The organism is Neisseria sp. HMSC061B04 (assembly GCF_001836705.1).
In the GTDB taxonomy this organism is placed as follows: domain Bacteria; phylum Pseudomonadota; class Gammaproteobacteria; order Burkholderiales; family Neisseriaceae; genus Neisseria.
Genome location: NZ_KV830180.1, coordinates 159,719 through 180,683, shown reverse-complemented (window position 1 = coordinate 180,683; position 20,965 = coordinate 159,719). Strand labels below are relative to the sequence as shown.

General features: G+C 51.6%; 19 protein-coding genes and 1 tRNA gene. 8 read left to right on the top strand and 12 right to left on the bottom strand.

Annotated elements, in window-relative coordinates; genetic code table 11:
• The first annotated feature begins 35 nt into the window (after positions 1 to 35).
• Positions 36 to 977 carry a ribosome biogenesis GTPase YlqF gene (ylqF, locus tag HMPREF2661_RS03755; RefSeq protein WP_070822400.1) on the top strand — a complete coding sequence of 314 codons (942 nt, stop codon included), beginning with the start codon at positions 36 to 38 and terminating at the stop codon, positions 975 to 977.
• 54 nt (positions 978 to 1,031) lie between these two features.
• On the opposite strand, the gene HMPREF2661_RS03750 is transcribed toward ylqF, so the two are convergent.
• The 8 genes from HMPREF2661_RS03750 to HMPREF2661_RS03715 form a co-directional block, all read right to left on the bottom strand.
• Complete coding sequence (locus tag HMPREF2661_RS03750) at positions 1,032 to 1,625, bottom strand: LolA family protein (protein WP_003747363.1); 594 nt, start codon at positions 1,623 to 1,625, stop codon at positions 1,032 to 1,034.
• A 58-nt stretch (positions 1,626 to 1,683) separates the two neighbouring features.
• Entirely contained in the window at positions 1,684 to 3,906 is a 2,223-nt protein-coding gene (locus HMPREF2661_RS03745) for an NADP-dependent isocitrate dehydrogenase (protein ID WP_070822398.1), read from the bottom strand.
• Between the two features lie 172 nt (positions 3,907 to 4,078).
• Positions 4,079 to 5,281, bottom strand: coding sequence for a beta-ketoacyl-ACP synthase (locus HMPREF2661_RS03740; protein ID WP_070822396.1), 1,203 nt, complete (start codon positions 5,279 to 5,281; stop codon positions 4,079 to 4,081).
• A gap of 3 nt (positions 5,282 to 5,284) precedes the next feature.
• The gene (locus tag HMPREF2661_RS03735; RefSeq protein ID WP_070822394.1) at positions 5,285 to 5,803 is read right to left on the bottom strand and encodes a hypothetical protein; all 519 of its coding nucleotides are present in this window, start codon (positions 5,801 to 5,803) and stop codon (positions 5,285 to 5,287) included.
• Between the two features lie 97 nt (positions 5,804 to 5,900).
• On the bottom strand, positions 5,901 to 7,139 hold the full coding sequence (locus HMPREF2661_RS03730; RefSeq protein WP_070822392.1) for an NAD(P)/FAD-dependent oxidoreductase: 1,239 nt from the start codon (positions 7,137 to 7,139) through the stop codon (positions 5,901 to 5,903).
• Between the two features lie 133 nt (positions 7,140 to 7,272).
• On the bottom strand, positions 7,273 to 9,591 hold the full coding sequence (locus HMPREF2661_RS03725; protein WP_070822390.1) for an MMPL family transporter: 2,319 nt from the start codon (positions 9,589 to 9,591) through the stop codon (positions 7,273 to 7,275).
• A gap of 93 nt (positions 9,592 to 9,684) precedes the next feature.
• Positions 9,685 to 10,302: a 4'-phosphopantetheinyl transferase family protein gene (locus HMPREF2661_RS03720; RefSeq protein ID WP_070822388.1), complete on the bottom strand. Its 618-nt coding sequence runs from the start codon at positions 10,300 to 10,302 to the stop codon at positions 9,685 to 9,687.
• 48 nt (positions 10,303 to 10,350) lie between these two features.
• Positions 10,351 to 10,863, bottom strand: a complete 513-nt coding sequence (locus tag HMPREF2661_RS03715) for a hypothetical protein (RefSeq protein WP_234398620.1) — start codon at positions 10,861 to 10,863, stop codon at positions 10,351 to 10,353.
• A 200-nt stretch (positions 10,864 to 11,063) separates the two neighbouring features.
• On the opposite strand from HMPREF2661_RS03715, the gene HMPREF2661_RS03710 reads away from it, so the two are divergent.
• Both HMPREF2661_RS03710 and HMPREF2661_RS03705 read left to right on the top strand, forming a co-directional pair.
• Positions 11,064 to 11,156, top strand: a tRNA-Ser gene (locus HMPREF2661_RS03710).
• An 80-nt stretch (positions 11,157 to 11,236) separates the two neighbouring features.
• Complete coding sequence (locus HMPREF2661_RS03705; protein ID WP_070822386.1) at positions 11,237 to 11,797, top strand: pseudouridine synthase; 561 nt, start codon at positions 11,237 to 11,239, stop codon at positions 11,795 to 11,797.
• A gap of 55 nt (positions 11,798 to 11,852) precedes the next feature.
• Here the strand turns inward: HMPREF2661_RS03705 and HMPREF2661_RS03700 are convergent, their stop codons facing one another.
• The 4 genes from HMPREF2661_RS03700 to HMPREF2661_RS03685 all read right to left on the bottom strand — a co-directional run bounded on the left by HMPREF2661_RS03700 (position 11,853) and on the right by HMPREF2661_RS03685 (position 17,877).
• Positions 11,853 to 12,659: a DUF4198 domain-containing protein gene (locus tag HMPREF2661_RS03700; protein ID WP_003685136.1), complete on the bottom strand. Its 807-nt coding sequence runs from the start codon at positions 12,657 to 12,659 to the stop codon at positions 11,853 to 11,855.
• 151 nt (positions 12,660 to 12,810) lie between these two features.
• The gene (radA, locus tag HMPREF2661_RS03695) at positions 12,811 to 14,187 is read right to left on the bottom strand and encodes a DNA repair protein RadA (protein WP_070822384.1); all 1,377 of its coding nucleotides are present in this window, start codon (positions 14,185 to 14,187) and stop codon (positions 12,811 to 12,813) included.
• 95 nt (positions 14,188 to 14,282) lie between these two features.
• Positions 14,283 to 15,755: a S41 family peptidase gene (locus tag HMPREF2661_RS03690; protein WP_070822382.1), complete on the bottom strand. Its 1,473-nt coding sequence runs from the start codon at positions 15,753 to 15,755 to the stop codon at positions 14,283 to 14,285.
• A gap of 214 nt (positions 15,756 to 15,969) precedes the next feature.
• The gene (locus tag HMPREF2661_RS03685) at positions 15,970 to 17,877 is read right to left on the bottom strand and encodes a peptidoglycan DD-metalloendopeptidase family protein (protein ID WP_070822380.1); all 1,908 of its coding nucleotides are present in this window, start codon (positions 17,875 to 17,877) and stop codon (positions 15,970 to 15,972) included.
• Positions 17,878 to 18,050: 173 nt separating this feature from the next.
• On the opposite strand from HMPREF2661_RS03685, the gene HMPREF2661_RS03680 reads away from it, so the two are divergent.
• From HMPREF2661_RS03680 to HMPREF2661_RS03660, 5 genes are all read left to right on the top strand, one after another.
• Complete coding sequence (locus HMPREF2661_RS03680) at positions 18,051 to 18,596, top strand: CreA family protein (protein WP_070813839.1); 546 nt, start codon at positions 18,051 to 18,053, stop codon at positions 18,594 to 18,596.
• 27 nt (positions 18,597 to 18,623) lie between these two features.
• The gene (locus HMPREF2661_RS03675; protein ID WP_003680465.1) at positions 18,624 to 19,172 is read left to right on the top strand and encodes a YqgE/AlgH family protein; all 549 of its coding nucleotides are present in this window, start codon (positions 18,624 to 18,626) and stop codon (positions 19,170 to 19,172) included.
• Positions 19,165 to 19,620 carry a Holliday junction resolvase RuvX gene (gene ruvX / locus HMPREF2661_RS03670; RefSeq protein WP_003680463.1) on the top strand — a complete coding sequence of 152 codons (456 nt, stop codon included), beginning with the start codon at positions 19,165 to 19,167 and terminating at the stop codon, positions 19,618 to 19,620. The genes HMPREF2661_RS03675 and ruvX overlap by 8 nt, the downstream gene beginning before the upstream one ends.
• Before the next feature lie 165 nt (positions 19,621 to 19,785).
• The gene (locus HMPREF2661_RS03665; protein ID WP_003684921.1) at positions 19,786 to 20,208 is read left to right on the top strand and encodes a YidB family protein; all 423 of its coding nucleotides are present in this window, start codon (positions 19,786 to 19,788) and stop codon (positions 20,206 to 20,208) included.
• A gap of 149 nt (positions 20,209 to 20,357) precedes the next feature.
• Entirely contained in the window at positions 20,358 to 20,906 is a 549-nt protein-coding gene (locus HMPREF2661_RS03660; RefSeq protein ID WP_070813840.1) for a carboxymuconolactone decarboxylase family protein, read from the top strand.
• The last annotated feature ends 59 nt before the right edge of the window (positions 20,907 to 20,965 follow it).

The window sequence follows — 20,965 nt, the reverse complement described above, 5'->3', positions numbered from 1 at the left end:
ACGGCCTCAGATACGAATAGAAAGAATAAAAAGACATGGCTATCCAATGGTTTCCCGGCCACATGAACAAGGCAAAAAAAGCCATTGCCGAACGTATTAAAAGCGTTGATATGGTGATTGAGATGTTGGACGCGCGTATGCCTGCTTCCAGCGAAAACCCTTTGCTTGCCCAGTTGTCCAAAGGCAAGCCCAAACTCAAAATCTTAAACAAGCAAGACCTTGCTGATCCCGAGCGCACTAAAGTTTGGCTCGAACACTACAACAGCCGCCAAGATACCCGCGCCATTGCGCTGGATTCTTCCGAAACCGGTGCGCATGGCAAAATCACCCAAGCCTGCCGCGCCATGATTCCGCATCGTCAAGGTATCGAGAAGCCGCTGCGTGTCCTGATTTGCGGTATTCCCAACGTCGGCAAATCCACCTTGATTAACGGCATGATCGGCAAAAAATCTGCCAAAACCGGTAACGAACCCGGTATTACCAAAGCCGAACAACGCCTTTTCCTTGCCGACGATTTCTGGCTTTACGATACACCAGGGATGTTGTGGCCAAAAATTATCGTTGAAGAAGGCGGCTACAACCTTGCAGCCGGTGGTGCAGTCGGACGCAACGCGCTGGACGAAGAAGAAGTGGCGCTTGAGCTTTTGGATTACCTTCGCCGCCATTATCTGGCCCTGTTGCAAGAGCGCTATCAAGCTGACAAAGATCCAAGCAGCCATTGGGACGATACTTCTTGGTTGGAGTGGATTGCCAAAAAACGCGGTGCGGTTTTGAGCGGCGGACGGGTCAACTATCAAAAGGCCGCTGAAAATATCCTGACCGATTTCCGAGAAGGCAAAATCGGCAGAATCACGCTGGAAACGCCAAACCAATGGGAAGCTTGGCTGAAAAAAGCCAGACAGAAAGAGGCCGAAATTAAAGCTATTCGCGAAGCCAGAAAGGCGGAACGAAAAGGGCAGCAGCCTTCAGCCGATTAATACAAAAGGCCGTCTGAAATCTATTTTCAGACGGCCTTTTGTTGGGATAGACAATTAGAGGGCGGTACGGCTGAAGCTGTCCAGAGCTTTATCGGTTTGGATTTGGTTGAACTGCATGGTGGTTTTGTCGCCTTGCTTTTCGTCCAATTCGATTTTACGCACCAGCGTATCGCCGTTGATTTCGATACGGTTGAAGATTTGGCGGGTAATGGCGGTTTTCGGAGTTAAGGTCAACGTCCATTTTTTTTCGTTGCCGTTTAATTTCAAATCAAATTGTTTTTCCAAACCTTGGGTATTGCCGCCCAAAAGGTCGAGGAAAAGTTTGATTTGGCGGCTTTGGCCGTTGAGCTTGCTGGCATTTGGGTTGACCCATTGGCTGCCGTTCCATTGCATGATACCGTCTGAACGCACGCGCAGGGTGGTTTCAAATGGTTTTTGCATTTTCCAGAGCAGGCCTTTTTGTGGGACAAGGGTAAAGCTGCCGCTGGTGGTCATGGGTTTGCTGAGGGATTTGAGCTGGCGTTGTTGGACAAAATTGCCTTGCACGTTTTGCGGTTTTTGCAGGGTTTGTGCCAATTCGGCAGGGGAAAATGCCCACAAAGCCGGAGCACTGATGAGGAGAGTAAGAGAAAGAATGGTTTTTTTCATTGTGTTTCCATAAGGTTTGAGGCCGTCTGAAAGTTCAGACGGCCTTTTATTACTTTAATTATAAGGCTGACAATGCCTGATTAAAGGTTGCGCTCGGACGCATCGCTTGCGCGGCTTTTTCAGGATTGGCTGCGTAGTAGCCGCCGATGTCGACCGCTTTGCCTTGTACGGCAGAGAGTTCTTCAACGATTTTGGCTTCGTTGGCAGTCAAAGCGGCTGCCAATGGAGCAAATGCGGCTTTCAGTTCGGCATCTTTGTCTTGCGCTGCCAATTCTTGCGCCCAGTAGAGGGTAAGGTAGAAATGGCTGCCGCGGTTGTCGAGTTCGCCAGCTTTGCGTTTAGGCGATTTGTCGTTCAACAGCAGTTTTTCGGTGGCTGCATCCAAAGTGTCGGCGAGGACTTGGGCTTTGGTGTTGCTGGTTTTTTGCGCCAGATGTTCAAACGATACGGCAAGCGCGAGGAATTCGCCCAAAGAGTCCCAACGCAAGTGGTTTTCTTCGAGGAGTTGTTGAACATGTTTCGGTGCAGAACCGCCCGCGCCGGTTTCAAACATACCGCCGCCGTTCATGAGGGGAACGATGGACAGCATTTTCGCGCTGGTACCCAGTTCCAAAATCGGGAACAAGTCGGTCAGGTAGTCGCGCAGGACGTTGCCGGTTACGGAGATGGTGTCTTCGCCGTTTTTCAGACGGCCCAAGCTGAATTTAGCAGCTTCTTCAGGAGCGAGGACGCGGATGTCGAGGCCGTCGGTATTCAGTTCGGCAAGGTAGGCTTTAACCTTGGCGAGCAGGCTCTTGTCGTGCGGACGGTTTTCGTCGAGCCAGAACACGGCGGGCGTGTTGCTCAGACGGGCGCGGTTGACGGCGAGTTGTACCCAGTCTTTAACCGGAGCGTCTTTGGTTTGGCACATACGCCAGATGTCGCCGGCTTCAACGTTGTGTTGCATCAGGACATTGCCTGCTGCATCAATGACTTGAACCTGACCGTCGGCTTCGATTTCGAAAGTTTTGTTGTGTGAACCGTATTCTTCGGCTGCTTGCGCCATCAGGCCGACGTTGGGCACGGTACCCATGGTTGTCGGATCGAACGCGCCGTGTTCGCGGCAGAAGTCGATGGTTGCTTGATAAACGCCTGCGTAGCTGCTGTCGGGAATGACGGCTTTGGTGTCTTGCGCTTTGCCGTCTTTATCCCACATACGGCCGGAATTACGAATCATCGCGGGCATGGAAGCATCAACGATGACATCGCTGGGAACGTGCAGGTTGGTGATGCCTTTGTCGGAATCGACCATCGCTAAATCAGGGTTGGCGGCGTAAACGGCGGCGATTTCGGCTTCGACTGCGGCGCGGGTGTCCGCATCCAGTTTGTCCAGATTGGCAAGCAGGTTGCCGAAGCCGTTGTTGACGTTGACGCCTGCGGCAGCCAATTTGTCGCCAAATTTTTCAAATACAGGCGCAAAGAATACTTTGACGGCGTGTCCGAAGATAATCGGGTCGGATACTTTCATCATGGTGGCTTTCATGTGCAGCGAGAACAATACGCCTTTAGCTTTTGCGTCTTTCACTTGTTCAGCAAGGAAGGCGAGCAGGGCTTTTTTGCTCATTACGGTCGCGTCGATGATTTCGCCGGCTTTCAGGGCAACAGGCTCGCGCAGCTCTTTTTTGTTGCCTTGTTTGTCGGTGAATACGATGGATACGGAAGTCGCATCGGGTACGGTAACGGATTGTTCGTTATGGAAAAAGTCGCCGCTTTGCATGGTGGCAACGTGGGTTTTGGAGTCTTTCGTCCATGCGCCCATGCTGTGCGGATGTTTTTTCGCAAAGTTTTTCACTGCTTTCGGCGCGCGGCGGTCGGAGTTGCCTTCGCGCAGGACAGGGTTGACCGCGCTGCCTTTGATGCGGTCGTAGCGTTCGCGTACGGCTTTTTCTTCATCGGTTTGCGGGTCGGCGGGATAGTCGGGAACGGCAAAGCCTTTAGACTGCAATTCTTTAATTGCAGCAGTCAGTTGTGGTACGGATGCGCTGATGTTCGGCAGTTTGATCACGTTTGCATCGGGCTGTTTCACCAGTTCGCCCAGCTCGGCAAGTGCATCGGGTACGCGCTGCGCTTCGGTCAGGTATTCGGGGAACGCCGCCAAAATACGGCCGGAGAGAGAAATGTCGCTGGTTTTGACATCAATATCGGCATGGCGGGTAAACGCCTGCACGATTGGCAACAGGGATTGAGTGGCCAATGCAGGAGCTTCGTCGGTGTAGGTATAGATAATGGTGGATTTAGTCATGGGATTATTCTCTATGTAGGTTAAGTTTTTCTTTTCGGGCACATCGCGAGATGAAACGTGCTAAGCCTATTATGGCATATTTCGGCGGATTTGGTTGTTGTTTTGATGTTATTGTTTTTTAAGTTGCGACAAAGAAAAAGGCCGTCTGAAAAGACGGCCTAAATATAAGGACTTATCCGATAATCAAAACGGCATTGCTGCCGCCGAAGGCAAAAGACGAGCTGGCGGCAATGCGTTTTTCAGACGGCCAGCGGCTGTTGCCGTCGGTCAAAGCGATGTTGGGCAGCTCGGAATCGGGTACATTGTCCCATTGTTGGGGCGGCAGTTTGCCTTCCGGATTGTATTGGCGGTTGACCATCAACCAGGCAAACGCGGCTTCGATCGCACCGGCTGCGCCTAAAGTATGACCGGTGGACGGCTTGGTTGAGGTGCAAAGGGTGTGGCTGCCAAATACTTCGGCAACGGCCCGGCTTTCCATGCTGTCGTTGTGTTGCGTGCCGGTGCCGTGCAGATTGATCCAGCCGATGTCTTCCGCTTTCAAACCGGCTTTATCCAAAGCGGCCTGAAAAGATTGGGCTGCACCCAAACCGTCGGGGCGGGGCGAAGACATATGGTAGGCATCGCTGCTTGCGCCGTAGCCCAGCAACTGCATTTCGCCGTCAAAATCGGCATCGCGCGTCATCACGAAAAATGCGGCCGCTTCGCCGATATTGATGCCGTTTCGGTTGGCGGAAAAAGGCTTGGCGATGCCGTCTGAAAGCACTTCCAAAGAGGCAAAACCATTAATCGTCAGCGGAGAAAGCGTATCCGCGCCGCCGCAAATCACGGCATCACACAATCCGGCACGAAGCAATCGGGCTGCGCTGATGAGGGCGCGTGCGCCGGAAGTGCAGGCGGTGGAAACGGTATAGCGCAAGCCGTCCAAACCGTAAACTTGGGCGATAAATTCGGAGGGCGAAGCCATGGTGTGTTGCAGCTGTTTGAACGGAACATCCGTCCATGCACCGCCTTGGACAACGTGTTGGAACAAAGGGATATTTTCGTCTGCGCCACTGGTGGACGTACCGGTAACGACAGCGACCCTTTCTTTGCCGTAACGGGCAATGGCCGTCTGAATCAGTCCGTCTATTTGCGAAAGCGCGTGCAGGATAAGCTGGTTGTTGCGGCTGCGGTGTGCTTCGGGGATGCTGTCGGGCAGGGGCATCAGGGTTTCTTTGACGGCACCGAAAGCATGCGTTTTGCCTTTTACCCATTGGTCTGAAAAAGTCAGGGGCGTGTTTTCAGACGGCGTGAGTAAGGCTTCGGCATGAACTTGCAAGCCGCTGCCCAATGCGCTGGTCAGTGCCGGACGGCTGAGATAAACAGGAGTATTCATGAATTAGTCTTCTGCAATCGGGCTGACCGTCCAGAAAGTTTGGTCGGGGAAGCCGATGAGGAATTGTTCGGAATGGTGGGCGACACACCACAAATCACGCTCGCGGTAGCTGAACACCGCGCCTTTGCCGTCAGGGCAGAAGCCTTGATGGGTAGCATTTTGTTGGCGGGCTTCAGGATAAAGCGTGGCGGCGTGTTCAGCAGCCAAAAGTGGCAACAGGGCGGCAAACAGTCGGCGTGAAGTGGCATTGGGCATCACAAAGCCGTCGTTTTTCCAGCCTTTGGTGCTGACCGATTGACGAGATACCGGCGCACCCAGTGCATCGGTTTGGACAAAGCGGATGCCGTCTGAATGAGGTTCGACTGCCAAGAGATTGGTTTGAACGGTTTGCCCCGCCGCATTGGTCTGCTCGAGTTTGAACCATTGGCCTTCTTTGGAAAGCGGCGGCAGCGTTTGCGGATGAGGGAGCGAGGTCGCGCATGCGGAAAGCAGCAGTGCGGCAATCAAAGGGATAAATCGCATAAGGTTTTATCTATCGGTCAAAATATTTAATGATGAGGGTAGATTTTCAGACGGCCTGTTCTGTTTTTAGACGCGGCCGTCTGAAAGGCATTCGTCCTTATTCTACCTTCAAATCGCCCACCAATGCGGCAAGTGTGGACAAGCGTTGCTCGGATTTTTCCACGAATGGATTGTTCGTATCCCAAGCGTAGCCTGCCAAAATAGACGAAATCATGCGGCTGATTTCAGGGCTGCGGTTGGGCGCGTAGATGGCATTTTGGAAGCGGAAATCGTACCAGCCGTTTACATAAGTGCGGAACGCGTTCACGCCGATCATCAGTTGGTCGGCAAATTCGGTTTGCCAATCTGCGGCTTCGCCTTTGAGCTGTTTGCCCAGTAAATCGGCAGCCAGTTTGGCAGAGTGCAGGGCAATGGTCACGCCGGAGGAGAAAACGGGGTCGAGGAATTCGGCGGCGTTGCCTAAAAGAGCGAAATGTTTGCCGTATAAGGTTTTCACGTTGGCAGAGTAGCCTTGGATAGAGCGGAACGGGAAGTCGTTTTCCCAAACGGCTTTATCCAAAATTTCCGCCAGCATCGGGCATTCGTATACAAATTTTTTCAACACGGCTTCTGATTCGCCTGCTAGTTTGTCGGGCGTGCCGACAACGCCGATGGAGCAGCGGTTGTCGCCGAAAGGAATCAGCCAAATCCAGACATCGCGATGTTCAGGATGCGTGTTGATCAGGATTTTGTTGCGGTCGAATTTCGGGCTGGTGATGTTGTCGTCGATATGCGTGAAGTGGGCTTGGCGCGGAGGCAGCTCGGACGGGCTTTCCAAGTTCAAAAGGCGGGGCAGGACGCGACCGTAACCGCTGGCATCTAAGACGAATTTGGCGGTCAGTTCATAGTTTTCGCCTGTATCAGTAGCAACGCTCAAACGTGCCACATCGCCGCTGTTGTCAAACGCGGTTACGCTGTGTCCGAAGCGGACATCGATGCCTTGTTTTGCCGCTTCATCAATCAGGATTTTGTCGAAGATGCCGCGGCGCACTTGATAAATAGTACCGGGGCCGTCTGAAAATTTTTCAGTAAAGTTGAAATCTGTGTAACGGCTGCCCCATGAAAACGCAGCACCGTCTTTAAATTGAAAGCTGGGCTCGGCATGTACTGCGTCGGCAAAACCGGCTTCTTCCAACATTTCCATGCAATGCGGCAACAGGCTTTCGCCGATGACAAAGCGCGGGAAATGTTGTTTTTCCAATACGCAAACTTTAAAGCCTTGTTTGTTCAGCAAAGCGGAAGCAACCGAACCCGAAGGGCCTGCGCCGATAACGGCAACGTCAAATTCTACGGACATTTTAAAATACCTTTGATTTTAATGATAAATAATGTTTAAACCAGCGTCTGAAGTTTTTCAGACGGCCTCTTACAACGTGACGATAGAAGTTGAAACAAAATATCGCCTTAATTTAATCGTCTTCATCTTATGTCTAATTTTTCAATAATGTGCCTGCCAGCCAAATATTGAATGCTACGCCGATGGTAACCGTCATGCCGAATGCGGCAACGGCGGGCGTGCTGCTGATGGCGAGCAGGGCAAAGGAAATGGCTGTCGTCGCGGCGGCAAGCAGCATGCCGCCTAATTTTGCCGGCGCGCTGTGGTGTGCGGTGGCGGCATAGACGGCATAGTCCACGCCGATGGCGGACACTAAAAGCAGGCCGAACATGGCAAACAGGCTGACGGGAATGCCGGCCAAACCGAGTACGGCAACGGTGCAGATGGCGGCGACCAGCGGCACGGCAAGGATTTTGCTGCCGCGTTTGAAACCGAACATTTTCCATAAAAGCAGCCATGCCAAGGCATAGGAAGCCAGTTTCAACCATGCGGCCTGATTGCGTGTGTGGTGGAAAAGCTCGTTTAAGTGGGCGCGTTTGTCTGCCCAATGTACGTCGGAGACGTGTTGCACTGCGGCGCGTACGGCGGCTTCATCGGTCATGCCGTTCAAACGCACGACGGCAGCAAAACGGCCTGGTTCCACTTCGCCCAAATACAAGGAACGCCAAGCTTCTGCCAAATCGGTATTCAGGCCGTCTGAAAGCGACAATGGTTGCGTATCGGCGGCTTGCAGCAAGGCATCGCGCACGGTTTTGCGCGGAATACCGATTTCGGTAAGCGGTTTCCAGCTATCAGGCAATTTGGTCAATTCGCGCAGGCGGTTTTGCAGTTTTTGCTGTTCCGTTGTCGGCAGGATGAATTGGTCGGGCGATTGGATGCCGGATAGTTTGCCTTGTGCGATTAAGGGCTGCAGGGCGTGGCCGAGTTCGGCGGTTTTCTTCAACAGGGCATCTTCGCTTTGTGCTTCGGCCACCAAATATTTGCCGCCAAAATCCGTACCGCTCAACCGGCCGATTTGTTGTACTTCTGTCAACATCGCGGTCGGCATATTGACCCATTGACGGATGTCGTCACGCCAGTCGCTGCGCCACAATCCGACTGCCAGCAAAATTCCGCCCACGATTAACCAGCCGCGTTTGTGCAGGCGGTTTTTCAGACGGCCTGACAAGGAATAGAGCTTTTCGGTTAATGCGGCAAAAGGCACGGTTTTGGCACGGTAGCGGCGAAACAGCGGCGGCAGCCATAAAACGGTGGCACCAAACGCGCCAAATAAGGCAAAGCCTGAAAATACGGCGGTTTGGCGTAGTACAGGCAAAGGGGTGAACCACAGCAGCGCGTAGCCCAAGACGGTAATTGTCAGGCTGACGGCAAAGCTCGGCAAGACATGTTTTATTGCCGATTCGGCCTGCCAAACGGTCTTTTCAGACGGCCCGAATACCGACGGCGCAAGCCAGTGCAACGGGAAATCCACCAACATACCTACCAAGCTGGTGCCGATGACGATGGTCAGGATATGCACTTCACCGAAGGTTAATAATGCAACCGCCAATCCGGTCAACATGCCGGCTGCCAACGGTAAGGACAGCAAAAATACGCGGCCACTGCGGAAGACCCACAACAGCAGCGCAAAGGTCAGCCCAAGCCCGACCATGCTCATCAGCCGGCTTTCTTTTTCTGCGGCTGCTTTGGATACGGCGGCGAACAATGCGCCACCTGCGCTTAAGGTTTCTGCGCCGTTTTCCGAAGCGATTTGACGGCTTTGCGCCATCAGCGGCAAGAGGGCGTCGTTGCCGGAAAATTGATCGCCGCCGGCGAGCCGTCCGCGTAAAAATACCCAAGTTTTGCCTTGTTCTTCGGCAAACAGCATGCCGTTGTCCATGTCCCACTGCAAACGGCTTTGCGGATTGGCTTTGTCGGCAACAAAGCGTCCGAAGCCCAGCCAGTCTTGTTCTAAAGACAAAGGGGAGGGGGCGGCAAACGGATTGGCCGCGGCTTCTGCACGCGCTTGAAAATAGGCTTGCGGCTGCTCAAACAGCAGGCGTATTTCGTCTTTCGGCAAAACGGCCAAACTCAGTTTCTGCATATCCGCCCGCACCTTGTCCAAATTCGGCGTCATGCTGCTGTCGACTTGTTCAAATACGCCGCTCTTGCGCCATGCATCGGCAATTTGTGAGGCCGTCTGAAAAGCGGTTTCGGCATCGGTACTACCGGCAAGCAGAATGACTTGCGAATTGAGCTGTGCTTCTGCGGCTTTATCCGCGGCCGTCAGTAAGGCATCGGGTTGCTGCTCGCTTGGCAACAGTGCAGTCAAATCGGTTTGGATACGCGCTTGTGAAGCAAAGGCATAAACCAAAAACAGGGTAAGAAACAGGATAAGGGCAGTATAGAGGCGGTTTAGGAGGCGAAGATTCATCGTTCAGACGGCCTTTTGCAAATGCTGCTGTTGGTGTGTGGAATCAGTAAAAGTACAGTAAATTAAATCAGATTATTATTATTTTGTCAGTTATTAGATGGTTTGCCGGTCGATTAAATCATTGGGTTGGAGCGAACCGAAAAACTGCCATTGCAGAGCGACGGCTTTTCCCTGCCAAACGCAGGCAAGTGCCATCGTATCCGCCAAAATCGCGCTTGTGCCGCGCCAATCGGTTTGCTTTCCGGCGCGTAAACCGACGGGTTGTCCTGAATCGAAAACATAGCCGACCGATTTCATGTCTGACGGGAAATCCAAATTCGCCGCTTTAATCAAGGCTTCCTTGAAACACCACAATCGGTAAAACGTTTCAGACGGCCAGTTTGCCGTTTCCAAGTAGTCTTGCTCTTCCTGCGTGCAGACCAAAGCCGACAGCGCTTTGAAATCGCGCGGGCGGATAAATTCGATATCGATACCGGCTGTTAAGGGATGAGGCGCACACAATAAAGCGGCAAAGCCTTGGCTGTGGCTCAGTGATACAGTCGGTAAATCGGTTTGCTGTTTTAATGCGCGGCTGACTTGCCAGTCTTGACGCTGCGCCAGTTGCGGCGTGGCAGCCAAACGTTGTGAATCGGCTGCGTTTAGAGAAGCATGGTCGTAGCAGGCGGCAAAAGACGGATCGGCCAGCAGGCAGTGAAGGGGTGTCGTATCCATAAAATAGAAAAATGCCAAACTTCATATTGAAGTCTGGCATTTTTGACATTAGTGGAAGCTGCCTTTCAAAACCACACGGCTGTTGAATGTAGCGATGTGGCATTCGTACTCGTTACCGCCTTTGGTTACTTTGTCAAAGTAGCTAACCAGATGAACGGATTTGGCTTTTTTGCGATGCGCAGTGCTTTGGAAGCGTTTAACTGCGCTTAAGAATGCGCGTTGGCAGGTTTCATCAGGGGTTTTGCCGACTGAGTTGGAGATTTGACGGGAAGTCAAAGTCGCACCGGATGTGCTGCCGTAGTGAACGCGGATGCTGGAGTCCAAAGCGGATTTGGCTTCGGCAGAGTTCAAAGCCACATCGACTTTACACATATAAATATCGTTTTGACCTTTGCCATTGACTTTATGGCCTTCACCCATGCTGCGGCAGGCGGAACCGGCGGCAGTTGTTTTTTGAGTAGAAGTTTGAGAGGAGGAAGCAGATGGTTGGGAATTGCCGGATTGTGAGCAGGCGGCAAGCATCAGGGCAGATACGGCAACCAAAGCAGAAAAACGTAACATACGAACTCCTTTATAATTAAGGGGTGTGAAAAAAGGTTTACAGAAAACAAAATCATTTTAACATATATGAAAGCCGTATAAAAATAGGATGGTGCAAAAAATATTATATTTTTATTTAAATGATTTCATGGCGTTAAGAAAGTTTGAGGCGGTAATGCTTGACGAAGGAGGGCAGAGGGCGTATATTGCGGTCTTCCTTAGGAGTAATGGCTGAGAGGCTGAAGGCACTTCCCTGCTAAGGAAGCATGTGGGGTCAACCTGCATCGAGGGTTCGAATCCCTCTTACTCCGCCAAATATGAAAGACACCGTTTATACGGTGTCTTTTTTATTATCCGGAATTTCTTGGAATCTAAGGCCGTCTGAAAGTGTGAAATGAACGATTTGATTATTCTAAACAAGCCTTATGGCGTGATTTGCCAGTTTTCTGCACATGAAAAACATCCGTGCCTTAAGGATTTTGTCGAGAAACCGGGATTCTATCCGGCCGGACGTTTGGATACGGACAGCGAGGGTTTGCTGCTGTTGACCAATAATGGCCGTTTGCAGGCGCAGATTGCCGACCCGAAATTCAAGCAGATCAAAACTTATTGGGCGCAGGTGGAGGGTTCTCCTGACGAAGCCAAATTGGATTTATTGCGCCGTGGCGTAGACTTGGGCGATTTTGTGACCCGTCCGGCCGAGGTCAGGGTATTGGAAGAGGGCGAAGCGGATGTTTTATGGCCGCGCGTGCCGCCGATTCGCGTGCGCAAGTCCGTACCTGATTTTTGGGTGGAAATCAAAATTTCGGAAGGGAAAAACCGCCAGGTGCGAAGGATGACGGCGAAAGCAGGCTTTCCGTGTTTACGCTTGGTCCGCGTGGCAATAGGCCGTCTGAATCTGTTTGATTTGAATTTGGAATTGGGACAATGGCGGTTTGCGCCGCATCGTCCTTAAATAGGATGAATAAAGGCCGTCTGAACTATTCAGACGGCCTTTTGTTATGGAAAAATCAATGATGTGAATGACCGATTTGGAAAGTCAAAGTGGTGTAGTTCGCCTGTTTTTGGCACACGCTTTGATCGGGGAAATCGGCTTTGTGTTCTACGCTGGCTTTCCAGAAACCTTGGCGCAATGGAATGATGCTGACTTCGCCTTTGTCATCGGTGGTATCGGAGAAGGCTTGGGCTTCGGTTTTATGGGTTTTGCTGCGGTCGCTGGTGTCGAAGCCGTCAAATGTGGCGGTAACGGTGGCGTTCGGCAGCGGCTCGCCATTGAAGAGGACGCGGACTTTGAAGCGTTCGCCGACGTGGACGTTGGCAGGGTTGTCCAAAGGTACGATTTCCAAATGTTGGCCGACTTGCTTGGTGATGATGGCGGTATCTGCGCTTTCGTGGCCGACATTGACGATGTTTTTACCGAACATACGGGTTTGTTCGCAATAGCTTGCATCAGGCATTTCTTTGATGCTTGCCTGCTTCCAACCCGCGCTGTTTTTAGACCAGAAAGTCGGTTGGTACTCGGCTGTAACGAGGTAGCTGCCGTCTTTGACCGGCAGTTTGCTGCGGTATTGGTAATTGTATGTGCCTTTTTGAATCATGTTTTCTTTGCCTTTTTCAGTCACCAGTTGCATGGGTTTGCTGAAAATGTGCAGGCGGTCTTTGGCGATGGGCTCGAGCTCCGGGAATTCGCCATAGCCCAATTCGGCTTCAAGGTATTCGCCGCCATGTGTGTGGGCGGTTTCAACCCAAACGCGATGGGCGTGTGCGGCAGTGCTGAATAGGAAGGCAGATGCGATAAGCAAAGCGGTTTTTTTCATGATTTCTCTCCGATTTTCGATGTGTAGAAAAGATAGAATAAATTCGTTCGTTATAATATAACAAAATTATTTAAATTTAAAGAGAGGCCGTCTGAAAACTTTCAGACGGCCTTTTAGATGATTGTTTTTTGAGTCGGATTATTGAAACGGTTTAGTCCCCGTCACGACAAACATCAATTGCTTCCTGCAAACTGCTGACGCCGTAGATTTTCAGGTTCGGAAACTCTTTGGCATTGCGCGGCATATTGGCTTTGGGGACGATGGCGCGTTTGAAGCCGAGTTTTTCCGCTTCTTTGAGCCGCTCTTGTCCGCGTGCAACAGGGCGGACTTCGCCGCTTAAACCGATTTCGCCGAATACGACGGTTTTTTCAGGCATGGGGCGGTTGCGGAAGCTGGAGAGCATGGCGAGGATGACGGCGAGGTCGGCGGCAGGTTCGCCGATTTTGACGCCGCCGACGGCGTTGAGGAACACGTCTTGGTCGAAGCAGGCAATGCCACCGTGGCGGTTGAGGACTGCGAGCAGCATGGAGAGGCGGTTTTGTTCGAGGCCGACGGTGAGGCGTTTGGGGGTAAAACCGTGTGCGTCATCGACCAATGCCTGAATTTCGACCAAAAGCGGGCGACTGCCTTCCTGCGTGACCAAAACGCACGAGCCGGGCGTGTCGTCGCGGTAGCTGGCGAGGAAGATGGCGGACGGATTGGATACGCCTTTCAAACCGTTTTCGGTCATGGCGAACACGCCCAGTTCGTTTGCCGCGCCGAAGCGGTTTTTGATGGCGCGTATCATACGGTAGTTGGAATGTTGGTCGCCCTCGAAATACAGCACGGTATCGACCATGTGTTCCAGTACGCGCGGGCCGGCAATCGCGCCGTCTTTGGTAACGTGTCCGACCAGTATCATGGCGATGCCCATCTGTTTCGCCATGCGCGTCAGTTGGGCGGCGCATTCGCGCACCTGCGACACGGAGCCTGGAGCGGAGGTGATTTGGTCGGAATACATGGTTTGGATGGAGTCGATGACGACGACTTCGGGCTGATGCTGTTTCAAGGCCGTCTGAATCGCTTCCATGCGGATTTCGGCAAGCAGGTTTACGCCTTCGGTGGGCAGCTCCAAACGTTGCGCGCGCAGGGCGACTTGTTGGGCGGATTCTTCGCCGGAAACGTACAGCACTTTGCGGCTTTGCGCCATTTTGGCGATGGTTTGCAACAGCAGCGTGGATTTGCCGATGCCGGGGTCGCCGCCGAGCAGGATGACCGCGCCATCGACCAAACCACCGCCCAATACGCGGTCAAGCTCGCCCATGCCGGTCGGATTACGCGGCACTTCGGTCGCGGTAACGGCGGAGAGGGATTGGACGGTCGAAGTGTCCGCCGCCCAAGATTGGAAACGGGCGTTTTTCGGTTCGGGCGCGGCCAGGCTTTCCTGAAGCATGTTCCACTCGCCGCAATGCGGGCATTTACCCTGCCATTTCGGGGAAGTACCGCCGCATTCGGAACATTGGTAGATGGTTTTGGGGGCTTTTGCCATGGTGTTTTCCCTGTGGAATATTTGATGTGTGAAAAGGTCGTCTGAAAACAATCATATCGTTTTCAGACGACCTTTTTTATTGAGAAATAATAGGTTTATTTCTTACTGTCTTTATCAGCATCTTTTTTCGGTGCAGGTTTTTTCGCTGCCAAGCCCAAAGATTTTTGCCATTCGGTTGGATTTTTCACCAAGTCCAAGGCTTTGCGGAGCTGATCGTCTTTGGCCGGATTGGGAATGCGGCGGCTGGAGATGTCTTCGTCTTTGTCTTTTTTAGACTTATCTTTATCGGCTTTGGTTTCTGTATTGGCAGGCGTTTCGTTGCTGCTGTTAACGTCTTGGCCGCCCAGCGGATTGCCGATATGGCCGACCAAATCGGCTTCGCGGCTTTCAAAGGCGCGGTCTTTGTCTTTAACTTCAACGTCGGGGACAATGCCTTGCGCTTGAATCGAGCGGTCGTTCGGCGTGTAGTACAGCGCGGTGGTCAGTTTGACTGCGCTGCCGCCAGAAAGCGGAATCAGGGTTTGCACCGAGCCTTTGCCGAAACTTTGTGTGCCGACGACGACGGCACGTTTGTGGTCTTGCAATGCGCCGGCAACGATTTCGGAAGCGGAGGCAGAGCCTGCGTTAATCAGGACGGTCATAGGAATGGTTTTCAACTCGGCAGGCAATCCGGCCAACGGGTCTTTGCCGCTGGTGGTGATGTAGTCTTCGGCAGTTGCTTTGAGAACCATGCCTTCTTTTTTGTTACGGCCTTTGGTGCTGACAACGGTTACGTCAGGTTGCAGGAAGGCTGCGGATACGCCGACTGCGCCATTGAGCAGGCCGCCCGGGTCGTCGCGCAAGTCGAGGATGATGCCTTTGAGCGGGCCTTTGTTTTCTTTGACAAGGGCTTGTGCGGCTTCGTTGAGCGCAGCAACGGTGCGCTCTTGGAATTGGGAGACGCGGATGTAGCCGTAGTCTTTTTCAAGCAGGTGATGGCGCACGCTTTTGACTTTGATGATGGCGCGGGTCAGGTTGACGACGATGGGTTTGTCGGCATTTTTGCGTGAAAGGGTCAGGGTGATTTTGGTACCCGGTTTGCCACGCATTTTTTTGACGGCTTCGCTGACGGTCAGGCCGCGGGTAGAGGTATTGTCGATTTTGACGATGAAGTCGCCGCTTTTTACGCCGGCGCGTTCTGCCGGAGTGTCTTCAATCGGGGCAACGACTTTGACGAAGCCGTCTTCTTGTCCGATTTCCATGCCCAGGCCGCCGAATTCGCCGCTGGTGGATTCTTTCATTTCGGCATACCCTTTTTTGTCCATGTACTCGGAATGGGGATCGAGATCGGACACCATGCCTTTCATTGCGCCTTCAAAAAGCTCGGCGTCGGGCTTGTCTTGGTAATAGTTGGCTTTGATTTGGCCGTACACTTCTGCCATGGTGCGGATGGTCTGCACGGGCAGGGCCTCGTTGTCTTTTTTGTCTTTTTCGGCGGCAAAACTTTGTACACTCAGACTGAGGGCGATGCCGCTAAATGCGCCGAGAGTGTAGATTGCAACTTTTTTCAAAGTGGATTTTGTTGACATTCGTTTGACTTTCTTTTCGTGTACGGTAAGCAAAGTGTTTTTTGTTTTCTCTGAACCCGTTGACTTTATGTGATTTAAACGCTCGGAACAATAAGTTTAAGGTAAAAGTTTGTTGTTTAATGTGCTGAACAGGCGTGAAAATCGTGTTTTATTGTAGTTTATGATGAAAATTCAGACGGCCTGGAGGGAAAATTCACTCAGGCCGTCTGAAGCATCAGTTAATCCATGAAAGCGGATTCATGACTTGTCCGTTGTAGCGGACTTCAAGGTAAAGGCCGGTTTCGCCCGACGGCAAAGTGCCGCTGGTACCAATCTTGCTGCCGGCATTGACGGCGTAGTTTTGGGCAATGTCGATTTCGCTCAGGCCGGAGTAAATGCTGACATAGCCGTCGCCGTGGTCGAGGACGACTACTTTGCCGTAGCCTTCAAGCTCGCCGGCAAAAGTAACCGTGCCTGAGGCAATGCTGCTGACCGGAGCCGGAACGGTATTGTAGAACACGCCTTTCCAAACTTCGCCATCGCCGCGGTCTTGACCGAACAGGCCTGCCAATGTGCCGTTGACCGGTTTTTTCAGACGGCCTTGCATACGGCTGAAGCTGTTGGCGTTGCTGACGGTCAAGCCTTGGGTATTTGGGGCTTGCAGTTTCATGTCTTCGTCAGTCAGCGTGGACATGGCGGCGCGTTCGGCTTCGGCTTTTTGTTGGGCGGCAGCCTGCTCTTTGCGTGCTTTTTCGGCAGCGGCCAAACGGGCTTCGGCGGCTTTTTTACGCGCTTCTGCTTCGGCTTTGCGTTGCTCGGCTTTGCGTTTTTCCAAATCTTTCAAGAGATTGTTGAGGCGTTGCTCGTTTTCTCTGTGGTTGATTTTCTTTTGCGCTTCTTTGGCCATTTGCGCGTTTTGACGGCGGCTTTCGGCTTGTTCGGCGGTATTGGTTACGCCTTGTTGATGCAACGAAGCTTGGATGTTGGCTTGCAGTTTTTTCAGGTAAGCCAATTCATTGTTGATTTTTTGCTCTTGCGCCGCCAGCTCTTTTTGTTGTTTTTCCAAGTCTCTCATGACTTGGTCGTTGGCGTTGTTGATATAACGCGTGTAACGCAGGAAGCGGGTTTTTTGACCGGCATCGGCGTTTTTCAGGAAGAGGGCGACCGCGTTGGGCTGGCTGTTTTTATAGTTGCCGGACACAAAGCGCGAAATTTGGGCGCGCGTGTTGGAAACTTCGGCTTTCAACTGGTTGGCATCGGCATTGAGTTTTTGGAATTTTTCCCAAGCGTCGCGTTGTTTGCGGTTGATGCCGGAGAGGTTGTTGCGTGTTTGTTGCAGCTGTTTGAGCGTGGCATTGACATGGATAATGAAACCCTCGTTGCGTTTGGCAAAGGATTTCTTGCTTTCCATCTCGTTGGCGGCGGCAGTCACGGCTGCTTTGAAATCGTTGTCGGCTGAAGAGACGGCTTTAGGCTCAGCTTTAGGCTCGTCTTTTTTGTTTTGCTCTTTGGCTTTTGTGTCTTTTTTATCTTCAACAGCTTTTTTGGCAGGCTCTTTGGCTTTGGTTTCTTTAGCGTCAGCCTTTTTGTCTTCGGCTGCTTTTTTTGCTGGCTCTTTGGATTGACGCTCTTTTTTATCCTCAGTCGCTTTTTTAGCAGGCTCTTTGGTTTTGGTTTCTTTAGGTTCTGCTTTTTTTACAGGTTCTTTGGCTTTGCTATCTTTTTTATCTTCAACAGGTTTTTTGTCTTGTTCTTTGGCTTTGCCGGGTTTTGCGGCTGCGGCTTTTTTGTCTTTGGCTGTTTCTTTAGGCTCTTCGGCTTTGCGGTTGGCCTTTTTATTGTCGGCCGCGGCCTCGGCGGCTTTAGCCGGTTTGTTTTTGGCTGAAGCGCGTTCGTTTTTGTCGGCGGTTTCCTTCTCTTTGGAGGCTTTGGCTTTAACCGCTTTTTTGTCTTCCTCTTTTTCTTTTACCGCTTGTTTTTTTGAGGTTTCTTTTTTGACATCTGCCTTAGTGGCTTCTTTCTCTTTTTTCACGGGCGCAGCTTTTTTGACAGCGGCCGCTTTTTCTTTCGGCGCGTCTTTGGCAGCATAGGTTGGCAGGGAGAAACTGAGCAACAGGGCGAGAATGAGGGGTTTGTAACGCATGGTTCGATCTTGCTATCAAAGTAGGAACAATAGGACGGATTATACTGTCTGTCAGGCCGTCTGAAAATAATATCGGGTTGCAATATGGACGAACGCTCTTATATAGTAACGATAGAGTAGGCGGACGGGCTTTAGTCTGCCTGGAAATTGACAGTCTGCATCGACGGGATATTATGAAAAAATATTTATTAGTAGTGTTAGGTGCCATGGTTTTGGCGGCTTGCGGTGACAATACCGATAAAATCGGACGCGCCAGTACGGTGTTTCATATGCTGGGTAAAAACGACCGTATTGAAGTGGAAGGTTTTGACGATCCTGATGTGCAAGGGGTTGCCTGTTATATTTCGTACGCGAAAAAAGGCGGTTTGAAAGAAACGGTCAATCTGGAAGAAGATGCCAGCGACGCATCCGTTTCCTGTGTACAAAGTGCGGAAGTCATCCGTTATAACGAGGCTGCGGTTTTGAAACCGCGACAAGTGTTCAAACGCAGTGCCAGCATAGCATTTAAGAGCCAGCAGATTATCCGCTACTACGACCCGAAACGTAAGTCTTTTGCTTATTTGGTATACAGCGATAAAATCGTTCAAGGTTCGCCGAAAAACTCTTTGAGCGCGGTATCGTGTTTTGCCCATGCGAAAACCAATGCGCCGGTACCGGTAGGCGGCGCGGTTTACGGTGCGTGCGTGGTGGATGCGCCGGTTGCCGACGGACAAAAATAATAAAATCAGCTTATAGATTAAAAGAATATGAATTTAGCCAACCATTTCCTGATTGCCATGCCTCATATGGACGATCCGTTTTTTACGGATACTGTCATTTATGTGTGCGAACACGATGAAGAAGGTGCGCTGGGCATCGTCATCAACAAGCCTTCGCCGATTACCATGGACATGATTTTCGCCGCCGCCGACCGCAATATCCCGTTGCGCCTGCAACATGAAAACGTGATGATGGGCGGGCCGGTTCAGATTGAGCGCGGTTATGTCGTGCATACGCCGATCGGCCGCTGGCAAAACAGCATGGTGGTAACCGATAACGTCGCGCTGACTTCTTCGCGCGATGTGATTGAAAACTTGTCTAAAGAAGGCGCGGTGGACAAGGCTTTGATCAGTATTGGTTATTCAAAATGGGGCAAAGGGCAGTTGGAGCGCGAGCTGGCGGAAAATGTTTGGTTGACCGTCCCTGCAGACGAGCATATTCTTTTTGATGTCCCTTACGAACTCCGTTATGCCGCCGCTTTTGAAAAATTGGGCGTCAATCCGAACGCCTTGGTTTCAGGAGTCGGCCATGCCTGATGCACCAAAAGGCACGGTTTTGGCCTTTGACTTCGGCGAGGCGCGTATCGGCGTGGCGCAGGGGGATGCCGAGTTGGGCATGACCCATCCGCTGGCGACGGTAACCGGCAACAGCAATGATGAAAAATTCGAGGCCATTGCCAAGCTGGTCAAAGAATGGCAGCCCAAGTATTTTGTGGTCGGCCTGCCGACGCATACCGACGGCACGGAGCATGAGCTGACCCGTTTGAGCCGCAAGTTTGGCCGCCGTTTGCACGGACGTTTTAACTTGCCGGTTTATTGGGTGGACGAAAGGATGTCTTCCCTATACGCGGAAAGCTTGCTTGCTGAAGCCCAAGTGTTTGGCCGAAAACAAAAATCCGTACTTGACCAAGTAGCGGCGCAGGCGATTTTGCAAGGGTTTTTTGAAGGTGGAGCGGCCGAGTATTTCAATGGCCGCGAAGAATAGCATTATTCATTATAAAGGCCGTCTGAAACCGGGTTTCAGACGGCTTTTGTTTTGTTACGGCTTTGGGATAAAAGAAGTTTAGTTTGGTTAAGCCTGATTTTTTTCAGTGCAAATTTTGCTACACTCCGTTTTCTTTTTTTTAGACACAAATACAAGGAAAAAGTCATGGCACTCATGGACAATCTTTTGAATGCGGCTACTCAAATGTTGGGTGGCAACAGCGAAAACGGCGCACAAGGTTCTCTGACCGATATGGCGATGGATTTGGTGAAACAGCAAGGCGGCGTGGGCAATCTGATCAACCAACTGCAACAAGGCGGTTTGGGCGATGCCCTGAGTAGCTGGGTTTCCAACCAATCCAGCAACCTGCCTGTGTCCGGCAGCGACCTGCAAAATGCGTTGGGCAGCGATACGGTAAACCAAATCGCGCAAAAATTCGGCGTGGATGCCGGTCAAGCAGGCGATTTGTTGGCAAAAGTATTGCCTGACTTGGTCGATAAAGCCACGCCTAACGGCACGGCTCAAGATGCGGATGGTTTCGGCTTGGACGACATCGCTTCTATGCTGCTGAAAAACTTTATGAAATAATGAGTTGAATCATTTGATAAGGCCGTCTGAATCCGTTCAGACGGCCTTATAACTTTTGGTTCGTGGCAAATAACCAATAAGTCTTTTTCTGATGGAGGCGGATGGCTTATGATGGGCACTCCATTTCACCAGATAAGAAGGTTATACACATGTCTCGCTTGACCATACACACAGTTGAAACCGCTCCTGAAGCTGCTAAACCACGCATTGAAGCCGTATTGAAAAACAACGGCTTTATTCCTAACCTGATCGGCGTTTTGGCCAATGCGCCTGAAGCTTTGGCGTTTTATCAAGAAGTTGGTAAGCTGAATGCGGCCAACAGCCTGACTGACGGCGAAGTTGAAGTTATTCAAATCATTGCCGCCCGTACTAACGAATGCGGTTTCTGCGTTGCCGGCCACACCAAACTGGCTACCTTGAAAAAACTGCTGTCCGAACAATCCATCAAAGCCGCACGCGCATTGGCTGCAGGCGAGTTTGACGATGCCAAACTGGGTGCTTTGGCAACATTCACCCAAGCCGTTATGGCGAAAAAAGGCGCGGTATCCGACGACGAGCTGAAAGCATTCTTCGATGCCGGTTACAACCAACAGCAAGCCGTTGAAGTCGTTATGGGCGTTGCTTTGGCAACCTTGTGCAACTACGTCAACAACCTTGCCAAAACCGAAATCAACCCTGAATTGCAGGCATTTGCCTAATCCCATCAAAGGCCGTCTGAAAATTCAGACGGCCTTTCTTAAAAGAACTCAATATCGCC